We start from the raw sequence: 2046 nt of genomic DNA on the forward strand, positions 1-2046 counted from the left end.
GGCATGGCGTCCGAGTACGATGCTTTGATCATTGGAACTACGACGCAGGACTTGATCGAGGCGTCGTTCCTGTCGCCCTTCCGCGTGTTTGCGCCGGCGCATCCCGATCTTTCCGGGATCAAAATGACTGCGGGAGACTTCGACACCAAGCAACTCTCGGCCGCGATGCAGAAGGGCGCGATGGTCGCCGACGTCGTTACTACCTGGCTGGAAAAGGGCCAAAGTCGTCCGACCCTATGTTTTGCAGTGGACCGGGCGCATGCCAAGCATCTCCAGGCGTCCTTCGTCACCGCGGGCATCGGCTGCGCCTACATTGACGCTCACACCGATGTCGTCGAACGCCAGTTGGTCAAAGACAGGTTCCATCGCGGTGAAATCCAGGTGATCTGCAATGTCGGCTGTCTGACGACGGGCGTCGACTGGGACGTCCGATGTATCATTCTGGCCCGGCCGACCCGGTCCGAGATGCTCTATGTGCAGATGATTGGGCGGGGGCTTCGCACCGCAGACGGCAAGGATGAATGCCTGATCCTTGATCATTCCGACAACACGTTGCGGATGGGGGTCGTCACAGAGATCCACCATGCCACGCTCTTGGCCACCAAGTCCAAGCAAAGTCGTTCCACCAAGAGATCCGAGCGTCTTCCCAAACCTTGCCCCGCATGCGCCTTCGTGAAGCCAGCGAAGATTCATGAGTGCCCAGCGTGCGGCTTCCGTCCGGAAGCCAGAAGCACCGTCAAGACCGTCGACGGTGACCTTTACGAGGTGAACGGTACCGACAAGCGTCCGAGCCGAGCGGACCGGCAGAGTTGGTATGGTCAGCTTCTCGATCTCGCTGCGGAGTTTGGTCGCAAGGATCAGTGGGTGGCTCATACGTTTCGCGACAAATTCGGGATGTGGCCGACGGGACTGCACCGGCTTCCGAAGTCTGCCAGCCGGGAGGTGAGAAATTATGTCCGGGCTATAGATATCCGCTTCGCCAAGGGGATGAAAAATGTTGCCTAAAGTGACCGATCTCGCTCGCGGAAAATGGAAGGGCGTGCTGGCCACGCTCGGAGTGCCGGAAGAGGCGCTCCAGAACAAGCACGGCCCCTGTCCGATGTGCGGCGGTAGCGATCGCTTTCGCTGGGACAACAAGGACCAACGCGGCACCTACATCTGCAATCAGTGCGGGGCGGGGGATGGGATGAAACTGCTGATGGCGGTTCGCCAATGGGACTTCGCAACTGCGGCCCGCGAGGTCGAGGCCATAATCGGCCGTGTCGCTGGTGAGCTTGCGCCCCGCGCGCCGTCCGAAGATGAAAACCGCAAGAAGCTGCGCGAAGTCTTGTCTTCCTGTAGGCCGATCCAACGGGGCGACCCCGTGGACCGCTATCTTTCGGCTCGGGGACTGGAGGAGCACATCTATCCGTCCGACCTCTTGACCTGCGAACGGTGTTGGTTCGAAGATGGGGTCTTCTACCCGGCCATGGTGGCCATTGTGCGGGATGCCTTCGGCAAGGAGATCAATCTTCACCGGACCTTTCTTGGCGACGGCTGCAAGGCTCCGGTCGACAGCCCGCGCCGCTTCATGCCAGGGACGCTGGGGGAAGGGTCCTGCATTCGTCTCGGACCGGTCAACCGGATCCTCGGGATCGCCGAAGGCATTGAGACCGCCCTGGCTGCAAGCCACCGGTTCATGATGCCGGTTTGGTCGGCCCTGAACGCCGCAATGCTGCAAAAATGGGTGCCACCCCTCGGCGTGGAAGAAATCGTGATCTATGGCGACAACGACGAAAATTTCACCGGTCAAGCGGCGGCCTACAGCCTTGCGCACCGTTTCCGCCTCAAGGGTATCGCTGCTTCAGTGTCCATCCCGCTGAGGTCTGGAACCGATTGGGCTGATTACATCTAGGGCATTTACTTTCACGATCACCTGACAATCAAAAGGATATCAAGATGGCTGCTCGACATGGAGGAAAGCGAACGGGGGCTGGACGCCCCTCCGGCGCGGCAAACCGCGCGACCATTTTGCAACGCGCCACGCTATCCGAGCTCGCCCGCGAC

Annotated in this window: 2 protein-coding genes; both read left to right on the plus strand. The window is 60.3% G+C overall.

Annotation, left to right across the window (positions count from 1 at the left end; all coding sequences use genetic code 11):
• A partial coding sequence (locus WBB85_RS06775; RefSeq protein ID WP_432637861.1) for a DEAD/DEAH box helicase occupies positions 1-1005 on the plus strand: 1005 nt, incomplete at its 5' end.
• Position 1006: 1 nt separating this feature from the next.
• Positions 1007-1894, plus strand: coding sequence for a DUF7146 domain-containing protein (locus WBB85_RS06780; RefSeq protein ID WP_432637862.1), 888 nt, complete (start codon positions 1007-1009; stop codon positions 1892-1894).
• Positions 1895-2046 lie beyond the last annotated feature (152 nt).

It is taken from the genome of Albidovulum sp., from assembly GCF_049646345.1.
GTDB lineage: Bacteria > Pseudomonadota > Alphaproteobacteria > Rhodobacterales > Rhodobacteraceae > Albidovulum.